17 protein-coding genes and 1 pseudogene are annotated in these 16,352 nt (G+C 43.9%); 13 read left to right on the top strand and 5 right to left on the bottom strand.

What is annotated here, in order from left to right:
• Nucleotides 1-5: 5 nt before the first annotated feature.
• The 4 genes from MCG98_RS16025 to MCG98_RS16010 all read right to left on the bottom strand — a co-directional run bounded on the left by MCG98_RS16025 (nucleotide 6) and on the right by MCG98_RS16010 (nucleotide 3,073).
• Nucleotides 6-194, bottom strand: a complete 189-nt coding sequence (locus tag MCG98_RS16025) for a PhzF family phenazine biosynthesis protein (protein WP_240302887.1) — start codon at nucleotides 192-194, stop codon at nucleotides 6-8.
• Between the two features lie 38 nt (nucleotides 195-232).
• Nucleotides 233-598 carry an ACT domain-containing protein gene (locus MCG98_RS16020; RefSeq protein ID WP_240302886.1) on the bottom strand — a complete coding sequence of 122 codons (366 nt, stop codon included), beginning with the start codon at nucleotides 596-598 and terminating at the stop codon, nucleotides 233-235.
• 72 nt (nucleotides 599-670) lie between these two features.
• The gene (locus tag MCG98_RS16015; RefSeq protein ID WP_240302885.1) at nucleotides 671-2,038 is read right to left on the bottom strand and encodes an MATE family efflux transporter; all 1,368 of its coding nucleotides are present in this window, start codon (nucleotides 2,036-2,038) and stop codon (nucleotides 671-673) included.
• 108 nt (nucleotides 2,039-2,146) lie between these two features.
• Nucleotides 2,147-3,073, bottom strand: a complete 927-nt coding sequence (locus tag MCG98_RS16010; protein WP_240302884.1) for a LysR family transcriptional regulator — start codon at nucleotides 3,071-3,073, stop codon at nucleotides 2,147-2,149.
• 174 nt (nucleotides 3,074-3,247) lie between these two features.
• Between MCG98_RS16010 and MCG98_RS16005 the strand changes: the two genes are divergently transcribed.
• The 6 genes from MCG98_RS16005 to MCG98_RS15980 all read left to right on the top strand — a co-directional run bounded on the left by MCG98_RS16005 (nucleotide 3,248) and on the right by MCG98_RS15980 (nucleotide 9,218).
• Nucleotides 3,248-4,084 (top strand): tyrosine-type recombinase/integrase, encoded by an 837-nt coding sequence (locus tag MCG98_RS16005; RefSeq protein ID WP_240302883.1) that lies wholly within the window; start codon nucleotides 3,248-3,250, stop codon nucleotides 4,082-4,084.
• 342 nt (nucleotides 4,085-4,426) lie between these two features.
• Complete coding sequence (locus tag MCG98_RS16000; protein ID WP_240302882.1) at nucleotides 4,427-5,305, top strand: helicase associated domain-containing protein; 879 nt, start codon at nucleotides 4,427-4,429, stop codon at nucleotides 5,303-5,305.
• Nucleotides 5,306-5,411: 106 nt separating this feature from the next.
• The gene (locus MCG98_RS18990; RefSeq protein ID WP_240302881.1) at nucleotides 5,412-6,758 is read left to right on the top strand and encodes a GHKL domain-containing protein; all 1,347 of its coding nucleotides are present in this window, start codon (nucleotides 5,412-5,414) and stop codon (nucleotides 6,756-6,758) included.
• A 3-nt stretch (nucleotides 6,759-6,761) separates the two neighbouring features.
• Nucleotides 6,762-7,505, top strand: a complete 744-nt coding sequence (locus MCG98_RS15990; RefSeq protein WP_240302880.1) for a LytTR family DNA-binding domain-containing protein — start codon at nucleotides 6,762-6,764, stop codon at nucleotides 7,503-7,505.
• A 118-nt stretch (nucleotides 7,506-7,623) separates the two neighbouring features.
• Nucleotides 7,624-8,475 (top strand): ABC transporter ATP-binding protein, encoded by an 852-nt coding sequence (locus MCG98_RS15985; RefSeq protein WP_240302879.1) that lies wholly within the window; start codon nucleotides 7,624-7,626, stop codon nucleotides 8,473-8,475.
• Nucleotides 8,472-9,218 (top strand): ABC transporter permease, encoded by a 747-nt coding sequence (locus MCG98_RS15980; RefSeq protein WP_240302878.1) that lies wholly within the window; start codon nucleotides 8,472-8,474, stop codon nucleotides 9,216-9,218. The genes MCG98_RS15985 and MCG98_RS15980 overlap by 4 nt, the downstream gene beginning before the upstream one ends.
• Nucleotides 9,219-9,328: 110 nt before the next feature.
• Here the strand turns inward: MCG98_RS15980 and MCG98_RS15975 are convergent, their stop codons facing one another.
• Nucleotides 9,329-10,165 carry a LysR family transcriptional regulator gene (locus MCG98_RS15975; protein ID WP_240302877.1) on the bottom strand — a complete coding sequence of 279 codons (837 nt, stop codon included), beginning with the start codon at nucleotides 10,163-10,165 and terminating at the stop codon, nucleotides 9,329-9,331.
• A gap of 142 nt (nucleotides 10,166-10,307) precedes the next feature.
• On the opposite strand from MCG98_RS15975, the gene MCG98_RS15970 reads away from it, so the two are divergent.
• The 7 genes and pseudogenes from MCG98_RS15970 to MCG98_RS15940 form a co-directional block, all read left to right on the top strand.
• The gene (locus tag MCG98_RS15970; protein WP_240302876.1) at nucleotides 10,308-11,171 is read left to right on the top strand and encodes an aldo/keto reductase; all 864 of its coding nucleotides are present in this window, start codon (nucleotides 10,308-10,310) and stop codon (nucleotides 11,169-11,171) included.
• A gap of 511 nt (nucleotides 11,172-11,682) precedes the next feature.
• Complete coding sequence (locus MCG98_RS15965) at nucleotides 11,683-12,138, top strand: Hsp20/alpha crystallin family protein (protein WP_240302875.1); 456 nt, start codon at nucleotides 11,683-11,685, stop codon at nucleotides 12,136-12,138.
• Between the two features lie 105 nt (nucleotides 12,139-12,243).
• Nucleotides 12,244-12,924 (top strand): TIGR00266 family protein, encoded by a 681-nt coding sequence (locus MCG98_RS15960; RefSeq protein ID WP_240302874.1) that lies wholly within the window; start codon nucleotides 12,244-12,246, stop codon nucleotides 12,922-12,924.
• A 25-nt stretch (nucleotides 12,925-12,949) separates the two neighbouring features.
• Nucleotides 12,950-13,831 (top strand): DMT family transporter, encoded by an 882-nt coding sequence (locus MCG98_RS15955; RefSeq protein WP_345891684.1) that lies wholly within the window; start codon nucleotides 12,950-12,952, stop codon nucleotides 13,829-13,831.
• 35 nt (nucleotides 13,832-13,866) lie between these two features.
• A complete protein-coding gene (locus MCG98_RS15950) occupies nucleotides 13,867-14,706 on the top strand; it encodes an MBL fold metallo-hydrolase (protein WP_240302873.1) in 840 nt (279 codons plus the stop codon).
• 15 nt (nucleotides 14,707-14,721) lie between these two features.
• Nucleotides 14,722-15,039 (top strand): MGMT family protein, encoded by a 318-nt coding sequence (locus MCG98_RS15945; RefSeq protein WP_240302872.1) that lies wholly within the window; start codon nucleotides 14,722-14,724, stop codon nucleotides 15,037-15,039.
• Nucleotides 15,040-15,220: 181 nt separating this feature from the next.
• Nucleotides 15,221-16,294: pseudogene (locus MCG98_RS15940) on the top strand (DEAD/DEAH box helicase); the annotation flags it as partial.
• Nucleotides 16,295-16,352: the final 58 nt, after the last annotated feature.

The following is a 16,352-nucleotide window of genomic DNA, read 5'->3' as shown; positions in this document are numbered from 1 at the left end:
TACATTTATTTTTGTTTCGAGACATTCAGTATGCCGCTGACTGTCTCGAAACTGATTTGACTGATTGTTTTACCAATATAATTAAAAACTACGAAAGCTGCGGCTAAGGTTGCGTGTCCGCAAAGATTGATCTCAAAGGCTGGCGTAAACCATCTGACGTTCCAATATGCAAACTCCCGCTGGGTTTCCGCCAAAAGCGATATGATATCCTCAGCCTCTCGTTGTGGTTTTTCTAAACAATTCGATACCCGGCAGTCTTCAGCACATTCAAGGCTTTTTCAAAATCCACTGTCTTTGTCAGGATATAATCAGTATTGAAGGTGGATACGGCAAAAATACCGATATGGTTATCGGCAAGCAGTGTCGTGATGCGGGACAGTATTCCGACAAGTGAAAAATCGAGAACTCCCTGGATTCTGAAAGCTTTCCAACCGTCCTCTCTCTTTAACACATGTTCTGGAACATCAGATGTGATGCAAACCAGAGATATTTCCTCATCTGTTTTACCGATAAAACAGAATTCCTTCGTTAAATCGATTGTGGACGTATCGCTGAGCCGGCAGACTGAAAAGTCCCATTTTATTTTCTTAAGTTCCATAATGATCATCCCCAGGTTATTTATTTGATTAGTATTATTATATAACAAAAAAACACCGTGTAAATATGAAAATCACGGATAAAAATTCTTATCTCTGATTTTCCGGTATGTACTTCGGTAATGTGTGATCAGCAGGATGAGCATCAGCAACAGGCTGACATTATAACTTTGATAGATTACACGCATATCCCACCAGATTGAAAGAAGAGACTGACACCAGATAATCCTGAACAGACAGTAGCAGATCAGAGAACAGATCATCGGGTAGCCGGTTTTCCCAAGCCCTTTCAGTCCTCCGATACAGACCTGGACAACTGCGTACAGGAAATACCAGGGAAGGATATAAAAGATCGCTTCACTGCCATAAAACAGGATATCAGGGTCAGAGGTAAAGCACAGCAGCAGATGTCCGGAGCCGGCGGTCAAAAGAAGGCTTGCCGGAATTGTGAAACCTGCTGCGATCAGCACACTTTTTTTCATGGCTTCCTGAATGCGGTCCAGACGCCCTGCTCCCAGGTTTTGCCCGATAAAGCCGGTGAGTGCCATCCCATAGGCAAATGCCGGATAATAAAGAAAACCTTCCACTCTGGCGTATAGTACCATACCTGCCACGGCGGCAGAACCAAACTGGTTGATGAAGGTCTGTAAAACCAGGGAAGAGAGACTCATGAACACCGCCTGCATGCCGGAAGGGAATCCGGCGGAGCAGATTTTTTTGCAGTCTGAAAATGTGGTAAGTTTCCATTCCGGTTCCACGCAGTATGCGGCATTCAAATGCAGCAGTTTCCATACGATCAGCCCGGCAAGGAGCCACTGGGAAATAACCGTTGCAGCGGCGGCTCCGCAGAGCCCTGCTGAGGCGCCGGCCACCAGTGCGATATCCAGCACCAGATTGAGAAAAGAAGAAATGAGCAGATATACCAGCGGTTCTTTGGTGTTTCCAAGCGAACGGAGTACTGCATTTCCGGTATTATATAACAGCTGTGGGACAATGCCCAGAAAGCATATCTTAAGATACTGTTTTGCGGGCAACAGCACATCTGCCGGGCAATTGAGCCAGAGAAGAAAAGTTTCCGTTCCGAGAATCCCTGAAATAGTCAGCAAAGTCCCCATCATGCTTCCCAGGAGCAGTGAGGTGCTGATCAGGCGTTTCAGTGCCTTATATTGATATGAACCAAAGAGATGAGCGGTAATGGTGCTGATTCCTGTTGAAAACCCAATAAAAAAATTGATGACAACAGAAAGCACCAGTGCAGCCTCGCCGACGGCAGCCAGTCCGTGGTCTCCAGCGAAATGCCCGATGACCATACTGTCTGCCATACTGTAAAACTGCTGAAAAATCTGTGAAAGTAGGAGGGGAAGTGTAAATATGATCAGTGTCCTTCCAACGGGACCGTGTTCCATATGAACTTCCCCACTTTTACAGAGATCTGCAGACATGATAATTCCTCCTTGAATAACTGTTGTTGCATTCAAGTAAATGATATCATCTGCAAATTTATCTGAATATATCCAGAATTTTATCTCTGTCTATAAGGTTTTCTTATATCATGAATTATCTGCATCTATTTGGATCGCATGGATAAGAAAGTCAATAAATTGTTCTGCTTCACTGTCCGGGGCACTGCCAGAATGCTTCAGGTAACCGAAGGAGATCTTCTGCTCAAAATTCTTAATCGGTATCCGGCCGAAATCATATTGCCGGTACATATCGCGAAGCCAGTAGCTTCCTATATTGCAGAGGTCTGTATGCTGCAGCATCTGGATCATCATATGATTGCTGTTTGTTCGGACAGTCTGGTGAAGCGTATCTTTAAGCGTATGGAACTGCGGTAGCTTTTTCAGGATATCCTCAACTGAGAAAAAGTCATCGTCCAGCTGAATAAACTGAAGTTCTGTCAACTGCTGCGGGGTTATAAATTCTGCATTGTACAGAGGATGATTTTTTCCCGCGTATAGCACGAGATCGGTAGTTAAAAGAGGGGTAAACTTCAGATGTCTCCGCTCCAGCATATATGACAATGCTGAGTTCCTGTCTTCGGGGACCATTAAAAAACCGATATCACTGGTACCCTGTGAGACCAGCGTGATCATTTCCTCGATCCCACATTCAGTATACTGTAACAGAAGGTTTTGCTCCTTTTTTAGCTGATAATAATGAGTCAGAAGAACGGCCATATGGCTGCTTGGGTTGGAGGCGACCCGAAGTAACGGATATATTTTTTCTTGGCTGATTGCTGTGATCAGTTCCGTGTTCTTAATCGCATTTGCAGCATAAGAGTAAATGCGTTCCCCCTCACTGGTCAGTTCCACACCTTTAGATTTACGAAAAAAAAGACTGACGCCAAGCTCTTTCTCCAGTGATTTAATAACCATACTGACATGCGGCTGTGTCGTATACAGCTCCTCTGCCGCCAGGGTAAGAGAACCCCGACGCGCACATGCCAGGAAATATTTTAACTGTCTGACATCCATAGTCTGCTCCATTTCTCTGTAATATAAAACGACGGTACGATCTGTTCTGGGGTGATTGTATCATATTGAACAACAAAAACCAATAAATTAAGAGCTGATCTTATTTAAAAAATTACATACTATCACAGATGTCGGAAAAGATAGTATATAACGTTATTTTCTGGAGGAATTTATATGCAACGTATAACAAATCACGAGTTAACTGAGTTTAAAAAATGTCTGAAGCAGGAGGAAAAAAGTCAGGCTACTCTTGAAAAGTATCTGCGGGATATCCGACATTTTCTCGCATTTTTAGGAGATCGTACGATAAGCAAAGAAGAAACCATTGCCTACAAAGAACATCTGGCTGAAAAATACGCCCCTGCCAGTGTGAATTCCATGCTGGTAGCATTGAACGGATTTCTCAGATTCTCTGGTCTGCAGAAATGCTGCGTCAGGCTTATGAAAGTTCAGCGGCAGATCTTTTGCCAGGAGGAAAAGGAACTGACCAGACAGGAATATATGCGATTGGTAGATGCAGCATCCAAAACCCAGATTTCTTATGTACTGCAGGCAATCTGTGGTACGGGGATACGTGTCTCAGAGCTGCAATACATTACGGTAGAAGCAGTGCACAATGGAAAAGCGGTGGTAAACTGCAAAAATAAGACGCGGGTAATTTTTATCCCTGTGCCGCTGCAAAGACTGTTAAAGGAATATATAAAAACATCCAGTCTCCAGGGCGGACCGGTGTTTCTGGGAAAAAATAAAAAACCCCTGGACAGGAGTTATATCTGGAGGAAGATGAAAGAATTGTGCAGAACAGCAGAAGTTCCACCGGAAAAAGTGTTCCCACATAATCTCAGACACTTATTTGCAAGAACTTTCTATAAGACTGAAAAAGATATCGTTCGACTGGCTGATTTACTCGGGCACAGCAGTATCAATACGACGAGAATCTATACCATGGAAACTGGTGATCAGCATATCAGCTGCATGGAACGGGTACAGAAGATGCTGATCGTCACATAATATTTATTATGTGATATTTTTTCCGGCCTGTACATAAAAATCACGGCATATATTTAATATACCTATCAAATCATAACACTGATCGCCCTTTTTCTCAAGAAAAAATAAACAATTATGAGAGTTTTTTAAAAAAAGATATAAAAAATAAGCCGGTAATGAAGCCTGCTTCTCCCGGCTTTGTTTTTCTGTTTTTTTATTTATTCTGACATGAATAATAAAAGTATTCAGGGCCTTCAATGTTTCAGAGAACACTTTTCTGATCACATAATAAATATTATGTGGTTTCTTTTAGCACCGGCCGTTGATCGTATACTGAAATTGAATGGTTTTGTGGTATCAGACATGGGAAAAAGAACATATCGAACGCAAACATGGGAGGAGTGGTATCAAAATGCCCGGGCTTATTCAGACACTTTTGGAAATCTGCTGGTTCCGCATGATTATGTGACAGCAGAGGGCTATCGTCTGGGCCGCTGGATTGAACGTCAGCGTGCCATGTATAATGGGATCCTGCCATCTTCCCTGGATTCAGAACGCTGTCTTCTGCTTGAGAAAATTGGTATGGTCTGGAAGTTGGAAGACCGCTTTAAATGGGAAGAATGGCTTTCAAGGGTTCAGGAATATCGTCAGGAGTATGGAAATCTGGATGTTCCGACGGACTATACAACAAAGAGCGGATGTCAGTTGGGATTTTGGATAAAAGAACAGAGAAAAAAGTACAAGACGGGTCATTTGACAATGAAACAGGTACAGGAGTTAGAGCACTATGGTATGATATGGAGATTCTATGAACGGAAAGACTGGGGATATTGGTTCCAGCTTGCACAGGCGTATTATAAAAAAAACGGCAACTTATTAGTCCCTGCCGACTATAGAACGGCATCCGGAGAAAAATTAGGGAGCTGGATTTTTGTCCAGCGTGAACGGTACTGTAAAAAACACGGCCGTAAGCCGCTCTCCGGGGAGCAAATAGAAGCGCTTGACAGACTTTCCATGGTATGGACGCTTGATGTGGTACGGGATGAGAAGTGGCATGAAATGCTTCACTGGATAGAAGCTTATAAAAATCATTACGGCCGGCTGCCGCTGAAACCTGCGATCAAGGCGCCTGACGGACGCAGCATGGGAAACTGGATTTCTGTTCAGAGGACGGCTCTAAGCAAAGGAAAAGTATCAGAAGACAGAACGAAGCGTTTAGAGAGTCTGGGGATTTTTCCATAACCTGATAGGCGTTGCGGCAGTGTTTTAATTAAAAAATTGATGTGGTCTGTTTTTCTGTGTTATAATATCCAAAACCTGAATTATATGAAAACACGGAGGATAAGGCGTGTCAGATTCTTTAGCATCACTCTTAATGATTTATGTGCTGGACTCATTGACATCCTTTACCGTTCTGGCAGTATACATTTTTGCGGTATTGGATGAGAAAATCAAATGGAAAAGCATGGGGAAGTTTATGCTCATGGCAGCCGTGCCGTCAACAGTTTTTTACAATACGCTATTGCTGGCCAGCAACTTTAGCCCGCTTGCGATATACGCAGCCAGTTCTGTGTTCACATTGATACTGGCCACACTTTCGATGGCATATCTGTGGAAGCGGGATGTGTGGTGGTCTTTCTGCGTGGTGGGGGTTGCAGCGGTCATGCAGGTGTCCACCGGGGCAGTTATCGGCTCTGTACTCCAGAATATAACGTTAAAAGAGGTGTCGGATTTTCTGCTTTTTGTACAGCAGATCTTTTTGCTGTATCCGCTGACAGCCATCGGTATTTCCATACTGCTGAAAAAAATACATTTTGGGCGGCCAATCTGCCATCTGCTGGAACAAAGCCGGAATATCCGCATAACGGCACTGGAGATACTGGGCATGGAAGTATTGGTTGAAATATTCTTTACGATGCGTCTGGGAATGCAGAAGGAATCTCTGATCACATACAATGCGGCTGTGATCGTGCTGACGCTTCTGCTGATTGGTATCCTTATGTACCTGGCAAACAAAGAGGCGAGCGACCGAAAAATACGGCTGCAGGAGTCGATGATACTGCAGCAGCGGATGTACGTGGAAAATCTGGAGGATTTACAGCGGGATATGCGGGCGTTTCGGCACGATTACAAAAATATGCTGGCCTGCATGTACCTTTCGGTCAGTGAGGGGGAAGTGGAAAAGATCAGGCATACCCTGAAGTCTTTCGAGATTGAATTCGATCAGAAACTTGGAGAGCGGATTCGGATGACCACGCAGATTGGAAATATACGGATCACAGAAGTAAAAAGCCTGGTGCTTTCAAAACTGATGGAGATGAACGTGAAGAAAATCAAATGCAGGATGGAGATTATGTATCCGGTAACGGAAACAGGGATCGACATCTGGGATTTTAACCGATGCCTTGGGATACTCTTGGATAACGCGATAGAGGCATCAGCAGATATTCAGAATCCGGCAATTGAGTTTATACTCATCAGCCACGACGGGTTTCTCACAGTGCGGGTGGCAAATTCATGGAAAGGTGATACTGATATTGGAAAAATATGGAACGAGGGATATTCCACAAAAGGTGAACACAGGGGTATAGGACTTGCCAGCTACCAGAGAATACTTGAAAAATATCCGCAGGCAATACCGGTCACCAGCTGGACAGAAGATCTGTTTGTGCAGGAATTGACGATAGGGGTATAAGTGATGATAGACATATATCTGTGTGATGACGATGACATGATCAGACAGCAGATCAGAGATGCCATTGAGAAAAAGATAATGATTGAATCCTATGATATGAAAGTGGTGTCCAGCACGGGGAATCCGGGAGAATGTCTGGATATACTGCAAAAGGCTGTGAACAAACGGAATATTTATTTTCTTGATGTAGAGCTGAAAGACCCGGAGTTCGACGGTTTTCTGCTGGGAAAAGAAATTCGCCGCCTGGACCCTAACGGAACTCTGATCTATATTACAAGTTATCGGGAGCTGGCGTTCCGCACGTTTCAGTATCATCTGGAGGCATTTGATTATATTGTTAAAGATCCCGGTAAACAGAAGGACTCCATAGACCGGTGCCTTGAATCTTTACATCTGCGGCTTCAGGATGAAACAAAGAAGGATATCACCAGCGTATTTACCGCAAAGATCGGAGATACGCTGCGGCATATCCCGGTTCATGAGATCCTGTTTTTTGAGACGGCAGCCAAACCGCACCATGTGATCCTGCATGCACAGAATGGAAGAATGGAATTTTCAGGTAATCTCAATGAGATTGAGAAACAGATGGGAGAGACCTTTATCAGAACGCACCGTTCTTATCTTGCGGCGGTGGGGAAAATTACTGAAGTCAATCTGAAACATGGCAGAATAAAGGTAGGAAATCTGGAATGCATGGTATCCAGAAAGATGAAATCCATTCTGCTGGAGAGAATAGTTGAAAAGTGAGGCAGGAAGTGCGATGCACTTCCTGTTTTCCATTCAGGAAGAAAAACAGCCGTTTAGGAAGGCCGGACCATATCTTTTGAAGATTCTGTTAGAATCATCGTGGAAGGGAGCTGATAGAATGAATACCGAATATATTCGTCTGGACCATATCACAAAAAAATTTGACAGGGATCCGGTTTTAAAAGATTTGAACGCGGTACTGAAAAAGGGTGAAATCCTGGGATTTCTGGGCCCCAGCGGGGCTGGCAAGACTACTACCATCAAAATTTTGACGGGGCAGCTGAAACCCACATCGGGGGATGCCTATGTCCTTGGGATACATGTGAAACATATTGACGAGACCATCTATGAGCAGATCGGTATTGTCACAGACCAGTCAGGAATCTATGAACGAATGACAGTGTATGAAAACCTGAAGTACTTTGCAAAAATATTGAAGGTGGATTTGAAAAGAGTCGATGAACTGCTTAACCAGGTGGGACTGGCGGAGCACAGGAAAAAGCCGGCCGGGAAATTATCCAAAGGCCAGACGCAGCGGCTGGTGCTTGCACGTGCAGTTCTTCACAAACCCAGGGTGCTTTTTCTGGATGAGCCGACAAGCGGTCTTGATCCCTCGACAGCACTGGACATCCACAGTCTTTTAAAGCAGCTGAGGGATGAAGGGATGTCCATTTTCCTCACCACGCACAATATGGAGGAAGCCACAAAACTCTGTGACCACGTGGCTTTGCTGAATGACGGGCAGATCGTAGAATATGGAACGCCCAAAGAGCTATGCCTGCGCTACAACAGCGAGAAAAAATACCGGGTGCTCCTCGAAACGGGAGAAGAGCTTCAACTGGACCAGAACGAAGAGAATATAAACCGCATCGCGGAATGGATGAAAGGTAATCAGGTGGAGGCCATTCATTCCTGTGAGCCGACGCTGGAGACCGTATTCTTAACAGTAACAGGGAGGGCACTGCAGTGAAAACAATACATGGAAATAAACTGGCAGCTATCATGGAGATGAAGGCGAAGGCGCTGTTTTCAAAAAACTTTATTATCATGCCGGTATTTGCAGTTGGATTTACATTCATTATGAAACTTATCTACGGATCGATAGCGGGCAGCGGAGGTATGAATGATCAGCTGAAGGGCATGGCTCTGTCCTATGGCGCGCTGATGAACATCACAATGACGGGAATCTACTGCGTCAGCGCTGCGCTGGCTGAGGAGAAAGAAAAGCACACGCTGCGTGCGCTGATGACATCGTCGGTAAATGGTCTGGAATTCTTTCTGGGGAGTCTGATACCGGTCATTGTAATGGTGACTGTGGTGAACGCGGTACTGGTTCCGGTGGTTGGATTTGGGATGGACGGTGTCCAATGGGCTGTTTATCTTGGCATTTCCCTTCTGTCAGCGGTCGCCAGCGGAGTGATCGGCATGATTTTCGGAATTTTCGCAAAGAATCAGATCACTGCCGGAACAATTACGACGCCGGCACTGCTGGTTCTGATGATGATCCCCATGTTTTCCGGGTTTAATGCGGCACTCGGGAAAATATCGGATTTTCTTTTTACCGGGGTCATGGTGCAGATCGTGGAGAATATGGCGAGTGGCAATGAAATTCTCGTGAGCGCTTCCAGCATCGTTGTGATAGCGGCGGAGATTATTATTGCTGTTGTATGCTTTCTGATGATTTACCGGAGAAATGGTTATGATTCGGAATAGAAATGCCGGATGCTGAGATGCCAGTTTTACGGCATCTCAGCCCAGATAGAAATGGAAAATAAAGAACTGAGAAAATGAGTCATTGTACATGTTGGAGAAATGTAACATGACTATGGGAAAAGAAGAAAACATAATTGATTGCTGTTTTCTTTTTTACATACAAAATAATAGGAAACTGTTGCACAATCATCTGTAATAGGAATCGCTGTATGGGCGGGACTGTTTCCGATACGCTGCAGAGAAATGTCGGTAGCGAAAGAAGGAAAAGCGCCAGTCCCTGTAATCTGTATCAAATCATTGAATTCGTCGACCTTCATAAAACTTGAATCCGGCAATTTTTCACGGACGAGATCATACCAGATTCCAATATGTGTGTGTAAAAGCAGATTCTGTTTGCCGATTTCATCGAAGGTTATAGAACTACGTTTTGCAAGAGGATGTGCATCCGGGACATTCAGATAAAGCTGCTCATCCATATAATGCTTACAAAAAAGAGTCTCATCATTTGGTATATGGTGAAGAATTACAAACAGGTATTTTTGATTTTCTAATCCAATGAGTAATTCTTCATCTGCTTTTATTTCAGAAGAAATATTTTTTTTCGGATAAGCCTCTCTGGCAAAATTGAGAAAATCACTTTCCGGAACAGGAGCACAGCTACCAAAAGTAATGGTGTGTGTATTTCTATCATATAGACGAATCTGATCTATCATGTTCTGCTCTAAAGCTAAAATTTCTTTGGCATATTCTGTGGCTTTGATCCCGGTATCATTTAATGTAAGTTTATTTTTCTGATGATGAAAAAGAGGTACATTCACAAGTGACTCTAATTTTTGCATAGAACGACTAAGGGCAGGCTGGGAGACATGGAGCTTTTCCGCAGCCGCAGACAATGTGCCATATTCATAAAATGCTACGAGATGTTCAAGGATATATAGATCAATCATAGGTGAACCTCCTTTGGAATCATGTTGTTTTCACTATACGTTCTAATCATAGCACAATCCATAATCGGCATTGTACTTATTTTGAAAAAAAGGTTATGATTTTTTTAACAAAACAAACACAAGAAAATGGAGGAGCAGACAAATGGAATTTGTAACATTGAATAATGGAGTAAAAATGCCAGCAGAAGGATTTGGAGTGTTTCAGGTTCCTGACCCGGGACAATGCGAACAGGCAGTTTTGGATGCCATTGATGAAGGGTATCGGCTGATTGATACGGCAGCAGCTTATATGAATGAGACAGCAGTTGGGAATGCACTTATAAAAGCAATTGCAGGCGGAGTCGCAAGAGAAGAGCTTTTCATTACAACAAAATTATGGGTACAGGATGCCAGCTATAAAGGAGCTAAGACAGCGATTGAAACATCCCTTGCAAATTTACAGTTGGAATATCTTGATCTTTATCTGATTCATCAGCCAATGGGCGATTATTATGGGGCATACCGTGCTATGGAAGAGGCATATAAAGCTGGAAAAATAAAGGCGATCGGTGTATGTAACTTCTATCCGCATGTACTAGCAGATTTTTGTGAGACTGTGGGAATCATTCCGGCAGTCAATCAGGTGGAACTGCATCCATTCTTTCAGCAGGCAGATGCCGTTGCATTGATGAAAGAATATAAGATTGTACCAGAAGCATGGGCACCATTTGCAGAAGGAAAATATGAAATCTTTACAAGACCAGAGCTTGTTTCCATTGGAGAAAAGTATGGAAAAACCCCGGCACAGGTTGCGCTTCGATGGAACGTGCAGCGTGGTGTGGTCGTGATCCCCAAATCAGTACATAAGGAGCGAATGAAACAGAATATGAATATATGGGACTTTGCGTTGACACAGGAGGATATGGAGGCGATTGCAAAATTAGATATGGGACATAGTGAGATCGTAGACCACAGTGATCCTGCATTTGTGAAATTCCTGCATGGAATGAAAATTCATGACGAATGAATAAAACGGTATCCTGTCTGATAAAGCAGGATACCGTTTTAAGAATATTATTCTGAAGGCTGTGTGGAAATTAGGTTACTATGGTATTTTGTTTTTCCAGAAAGAACATCATCATAGAATCCTTGCTTCCAATGAATATAATCAATACTTTGCTGTATTCTTTTCAATTGGAGACATAAATCTTTGCGCTTCTTTTCTAAAATAATTTTTCGAGAGGGGATTGTCGATTCACCTTCCAGGCAGAGGGCAAGGTATTCTTTCATTTTTCGAATGCTCATACCACAGTTTTTCAGACCACTAAGATTCTTTTGCAGTCAAATTGGTGTCAAGCCTAAGAAAAATAACAATTTTAAGAGTGAAAAATGCTTGCAAACCATTGATTTTACATGGTTTGCAAAAAAATAAATAAAAATTAGCACTCACCTCTTGACAGTGCTGATAATAAGTGATATATTACATGTAGAACAAATAAAACAAACCAAACACATGTTATGAAATGGAGGAATAGATTATGTTGATGCCTAGTATTTTTGGAGAAAGTTTATTTGATGAGATGTTTCGGTTTCCGTATGGAATGCGTTATATGTCCAAACCATCTGCTTCCACAGAGAAATCTGCAGGAATTCCTGCATTTATGAAAACCGATGTAAAGGAAGCAGAAAATGGATACGAGGTGGCGATCGATCTGCCGGGCTACAGCAAAGACGATGTAAAGGCTGAATTGAAAGATGGCTATCTTACCATAACAGCGTTTAAGAACTCCGGGCATGAAGAAAAAGATGACAAAACAAAGTATATTCGCAAAGAACGTTATACAGGTCAGTGCTCCAGAACGTTCTACGTGGGAGAGGGGGTAATGCAGGATGATATAAAAGCATCTTTCAGAGATGGGATTCTGTATCTCGGCATTCCCAAGAAAGACAAAAAGGCTGTGGAAGAGCCGAAATATATCCCCATTGAGGGTTAATTATAGATGCTGCCGGTCAGGTTTTACTGACCGGCTTTTTTTTTCGGTGGAATGTGTTATACTGAAGAAGATTGAAATTGATTTGCAGTAGAAAGGGGTAAACATATGAGATATGAAATTAAAGGAGACACACTTCCTGTTGTTATCTGCCAGCTTGAGGAAGGCGAGACGATGATCACTGAAGGCGGAGGAATGGCCTGGATGTCTCCGAATATGGCTATGGAGACGTCTACAAACGGGGGAATCGGAAAGGCTTTTGGAAGGATGTTCTCGGGAGACACCTTTTTTCAGAATCGGTATACGGCAAAAGGCGGACCGGGTATGATCTCTTTTGCATCCTGCTTCCCCGGATCCATCAAAGCTTTTGATATTACACCCGGTCAGGAGATGATCGTTCAGAAATCCGCATTTTTGGCATCAGAACATACTGTGGAGCTTTCTCTTCATTTTCAGAAAAAGATCAGTTCCGGATTGTTTGGAGGGGAAGGATTTATCCTTCAGAAGCTCAGCGGAACCGGAACCGTATTTACCGAATTTGACGGACATGTGGTTGAATATGAACTAAAAGAAGAGCAGCAGATCGTGATCGATACCGGCCATCTTGCAGCGATGTCTGCAAGCTGCCAGATGGAAATCCGCACAGTACCTGGAGTAAAAAATATGCTGTTCGGAGGAGAAGGCCTGTTTAATACGGTGGTAACAGGACCCGGGCATGTATGGCTTCAGACAATGCCGATCAGTAATGTTGCGGGTGTACTGCGTCCGTATATGCCGACAGGTAATTAGACAGCTGGTAGAAAGAGTGAAATGAGTGAAACAGTATAAAGGGATTATCTATATAATTATTTCAGCGTTTTGCTTTGCACTGATGAATGTATTTGTGCGTTTGTCCGGAGAGCTTCCGTCTGTACAGAAGAGCTTTTTCAGGAACTTTGTCGCATTTTTATTTGCAGCCGCTATTATGATACGGCGGCAGATCCCTGTCAGATGCAGAGCCGGAAACTTCAGGTTTCTGCTGCTGCGGTCAGTATTCGGTACGCTCGGCATACTTTGCAATTTTTATGCAGTGGATCATCTGGTACTTGCGGATGCGTCCATGCTGAATAAAATGTCGCCGTTTTTTGCAATTGTATTCAGCTATATTATCCTGAAAGAAAAAGTAACTCCGATGCAGGCGCTGGCAGTAGCGGGAGCATTTATCGGCAGTCTGTTTATCATCAAGCCAACCCTGCTCAATATGGATCTGATTCCCTCACTGATTGGACTGCTGGGGGGGATCGGGGCTGGAGCTGCCTATACAATGGTGCGTCTGCTGGGAGAGCGCGGTGAAGAGGGACCAAGGATCGTCTGTGTGTTTTCTGGATTTTCATGTCTTGTCACGCTGCCCTTTCTGATCTTTGATTACCATCCAATGACATGGCAGCAGCTTGGTATCCTGCTTCTTGCAGGGGGAAGTGCAGCAGGGGGGCAGTTCTCCATCACAGCAGCCTACTGTTATGCTCCGGCAAAAGAGATTTCAATCTATGACTACTCACAGATTATTTTTTCAGCTGTTCTGGGGTTTGTGATCTTTGGGCAGCTTCCGGATATGCTCAGCTGGCTGGGGTATGTGATGATCTGTGGCATGGCGGTTATGATGTTTTTTTATAACAGGCGCGGTTACAGAAAAGTAGCAGAAACGCATACGCGGTGAACCATGTGCTATAGTGAAAAGGGGAGGAAAAGCTTATGAAAGTTACAGCTCTTACGGAAAATCGATCATCCGGCGATCTCTTAGGAGAACATGGACTGTCCGTCTACATTGAATATCAGGGAAAAAAATACCTGCTTGATACTGGCAGCACCGGTTTGTTTCTGGAAAATGCGAAAAAACTGGGGATTGAGATCGCCGAAGTTGATACTGCTTTTTTGTCACATGTTCATTATGATCATTCCGGGGGGTTCGGAGCATTTTTTGAAGTGAATAAGAAAGCCAGTGTATATCTGCAAACGGATGCCGGGCGCGGCAGATATTATAAGATTACAGATTCCGGTGAAAAATATATAGGGATACCCGAAGGACTTTTGGATACATACAGAGAAAGATTCGTCTTTGTAGACGGCAACCTGAGCTGCGGGGAAGGCATTCATCTCCTTGCGCATCATACACCGGGAATCTGTGCGAGAGCTGAGAAGGCACATATGTACCATAAGGTGGCCGGAACGGTTAAAGTGGATGATCTGAAGCACGAACAAAGCCTTATATTTGAGACGCGAAAAGGGCTGGTTATACTGAACAGCTGCTGTCATGCAGGTGTGGATGTTGTGGTGGAGGAAGCACAGCACGCATTCCCTGAGAAGCCGATCCAGGCAGTTATCGGGGGATTTCATCTGATGGGAAGTGATGGAGCTGATACGATGGCGGGGACCAGAGAAGATATTGTTGCGCTGGCGGAACGGCTGACACAGCTTGGGGATTTTTTGATTTATACGGGACACTGTACAGGAATGCCGGCCTTTGAAATTCTGCAGCAGGAGCTGGGGAAGAGAATCGCTTATTTTTCAACGGGGACACGGGTGATACTTTGAGAAACGGAGGAGACCATGGGAGGCAGTACATTTGCGAAGATATATGAAATTGTAAAACAGATTCCTTACGGGCATGTTGCGACATATGGACAGGTAGCGATGCTTGCGGGCAACAGGAGATGGGCACGCGTTGTCGGTTACGCGCTTCACGCAAATCCTGATCCGGATCATATTCCCTGCTATCGCGTTGTTGACAGAGAAGGAAGAGTATCTTCGTCTTTTGTATTCGGAGGAGTGAACCGGCAGATTGAACTGCTGGAAGCCGAGGGAGTCGAATTTACTGACGGCAAAGTACAGATGGATAAATACGGCTGGAAAAAAACAGTATTTTAATCATTTGACTTTATCGTCTCAGTCTGTTATGATAAAGGATAGTAACTTTGTAGGTGCTCTTTGCCTGTCAGTCAGGCAAAGAGTATTTTTGATTGACCGGAGATTGTGTCAGAGCGCAGTCTTTTAATAAAGGAAAGTATGAGGAAGTAAATTTTTGAACAACACATTAAAATTTGAGGAGATGGATTTATCTCCTGCAATTGTTAAAGCAGTAAAAAACATGGGATTTCACGAGGCTTCTCCTATTCAGGAAAAAGCGATTCCGGAGATTATGAAAAACAGTGATATAGTAGGTCAGGCACAGACGGGTACTGGCAAGACAGCAGCCTATGGTATTCCGATGCTTGAAAAAATCGATATAAACGTCAGAAAAACACAGGGTATTATTCTTTGCCCAACAAGAGAACTGGCGATCCAGGTAACAGGAGAGCTGAGAAATCTTGCAAAATATATGAGCGGAATCAAAATTGTCCCGATATTCGGCGGACAGGAAATCATAAAACAAATCCGTGCGTTAAAAGGAGGAGCTCAGATTGTTGTGGGGACTCCGGGACGGGTAATGGACCATATGCGCAGAAGGACTCTGAAATTGGAAACGATACGTATGGCGGTTCTGGACGAAGCAGACGAAATGTTAAATATGGGATTTCGCGAGGATATTGAGACAATCCTTGGCGGGGCGCCGGAGGAACGGCAGACTGTTCTGTTCTCTGCGACCATGCCGGGACCGATCCTGGATATCACGAAGAAATTCCAGCATGATGCCAAAATTATTAAGGTAGTCAGAAAAGAGCTGACAGTAGCGAACATTGAGCAGCTTTACTATGAGGTGAAACCAAAGAGAAGAGAAGAAGCGCTCACAAGGCTTCTGGATTTCTATACACCGAAGCTGTCAATCGTATTCTGCAATACGAAGCGTCAGGTTGATACACTTACTGATTCGCTCAGAAAACAGGGGTATGAAGCGCAGGGACTGCACGGCGACATGAAGCAGGCGCAGCGAAACCGGGTAATGAAAGGATTCAGAACAGGCAAGGCGGATATACTCGTGGCAACCGATGTTGCTGCACGCGGAATCGATGTTGATAAAGTGGAAGCCGTGTTTAACTATGATCTTCCGCAGGATGATGAGTATTATGTGCACCGCATAGGGCGAACCGGGAGAGCCGGCCGTGTGGGACGATCATTTTCCTTTGTATCAGGAAGGGATATGTATAAATTAAAGGAAATACAGCGCTACTGCAAAACAAAGATCCGGGCCGGTAAGCTTCCGGTTGGACATCAGGAAACAGCGTGAGATTAGAATACGGGAG

The sequence above is a fragment of the Ruminococcus sp. OA3 genome, assembly GCF_022440845.1.
Taxonomy (GTDB): Bacteria; Bacillota; Clostridia; order Lachnospirales; family Lachnospiraceae; genus Ruminococcus_G.
The sequence above is the reverse complement of the archived record's forward strand: the minus strand, read 5'-3'. Positions and strand labels throughout refer to the sequence as shown.

What these genes read in the sequence shown, in the direction of transcription:
- MCG98_RS16020 (WP_240302886.1), bottom strand. Translation starts at nt 598, where the DNA reads ATGGAACTTAAGAAAATAAAATGGGACTTTTCAGTCTGCCGGCTCAGC.
- MCG98_RS16015 (WP_240302885.1), bottom strand. Translation starts at nt 2,038, where the DNA reads ATGTCTGCAGATCTCTGTAAAAGTGGGGAAGTTCATATGGAACACGGT.
- MCG98_RS16010 (WP_240302884.1), bottom strand. Translation starts at nt 3,073, where the DNA reads ATGGATGTCAGACAGTTAAAATATTTCCTGGCATGTGCGCGTCGGGGT.
- MCG98_RS16005 (WP_240302883.1), top strand. Translation starts at nt 3,248, where the DNA reads ATGCAACGTATAACAAATCACGAGTTAACTGAGTTTAAAAAATGTCTG.
- MCG98_RS16000 (WP_240302882.1), top strand. Translation starts at nt 4,427, where the DNA reads ATGGGAAAAAGAACATATCGAACGCAAACATGGGAGGAGTGGTATCAA.
- MCG98_RS15990 (WP_240302880.1), top strand. Translation starts at nt 6,762, where the DNA reads ATGATAGACATATATCTGTGTGATGACGATGACATGATCAGACAGCAG.
- MCG98_RS15985 (WP_240302879.1), top strand. Translation starts at nt 7,624, where the DNA reads ATGAATACCGAATATATTCGTCTGGACCATATCACAAAAAAATTTGAC.
- MCG98_RS15975 (WP_240302877.1), bottom strand. Translation starts at nt 10,165, where the DNA reads ATGATTGATCTATATATCCTTGAACATCTCGTAGCATTTTATGAATAT.
- MCG98_RS15970 (WP_240302876.1), top strand. Translation starts at nt 10,308, where the DNA reads ATGGAATTTGTAACATTGAATAATGGAGTAAAAATGCCAGCAGAAGGA.
- MCG98_RS15965 (WP_240302875.1), top strand. Translation starts at nt 11,683, where the DNA reads ATGTTGATGCCTAGTATTTTTGGAGAAAGTTTATTTGATGAGATGTTT.
- MCG98_RS15960 (WP_240302874.1), top strand. Translation starts at nt 12,244, where the DNA reads ATGAGATATGAAATTAAAGGAGACACACTTCCTGTTGTTATCTGCCAG.
- MCG98_RS15950 (WP_240302873.1), top strand. Translation starts at nt 13,867, where the DNA reads ATGAAAGTTACAGCTCTTACGGAAAATCGATCATCCGGCGATCTCTTA.
- MCG98_RS15945 (WP_240302872.1), top strand. Translation starts at nt 14,722, where the DNA reads ATGGGAGGCAGTACATTTGCGAAGATATATGAAATTGTAAAACAGATT.